This window comes from Alcanivorax sp. HI0083, from assembly GCF_001635175.1.
Genome location: NZ_LWFX01001507.1, coordinates 1 through 807 on the forward strand (window position 1 = coordinate 1; position 807 = coordinate 807).

General features: G+C 54.8%; 1 pseudogene. It reads left to right on the forward strand.

Annotation, left to right across the window (positions count from 1 at the left end):
- Positions 1 to 807: pseudogene (locus A3754_RS22770) on the forward strand (hypothetical protein); the annotation flags it as partial.

The following is an 807-nucleotide window of genomic DNA, read 5'->3' on the forward strand; positions in this document are numbered from 1 at the left end:
CTGGCCCTGTATCCTCAATCGCGGCTGGCTCCGGCGGAAGCGTACCATCTGGTTGTCAACGATGATGGCCTTGGAGCCATTGATGATAACTCCGTGGCCCGCGTTCGGTTTCGGACTGCAGGCAGTCAAGCCGGCGCATCGCAAACCATGGGAAGCGGCTCTTTCACCCTGCTTTCAGCCACTCCTCTAGACCAACCGTCATTGCTAGAGCCGATTGATGATGCCAGCCATCCCAACGACATGAGCACCTTCAGGATGTCGTTTAACCAAACGGTTGATCCGACCAGCACAGCATATGGCGAAACCGGATCGGTTCAACTTCGTGACAACCTCGGCAAGTTGGTTCCCGCATCGCTATTTTTGCAGGGTCGTTACCTGACACTGGATCCTGACCAGGATCTGAAACCTGTGGAACACACACTAACGATTGCTGGGCTGCGGGCCCAGACTACCGGTGAACAGTTGCCGGAGTACAATCGGACTTTTGTTCCGGAAGCCACTCTTCCCCGTGCTACATCCGTTCTAAAAGTTGGCAGTCTTGGAGCTGAGCAACCTGGACTAGTGTCAACTTTAACCGGCAACCCGATCAATCAGGTGCCAGTACAATCCTTTGTGCTGGGAGATGAATCATTTACCGGGTTGAGCGGGGATCTAGCTGCAGATCTGGCTTTTGCTCCCAACTTTCCTAATGCCGTTCCACTGCGAGTACCCGCTGGTTCCGTACTCCGAGGCACCCCCGTGGACGTCAATATACTGGGCGAAATACCGTCCGGGCTGGAAACCGGTGAAGTCACCATCACGATACTC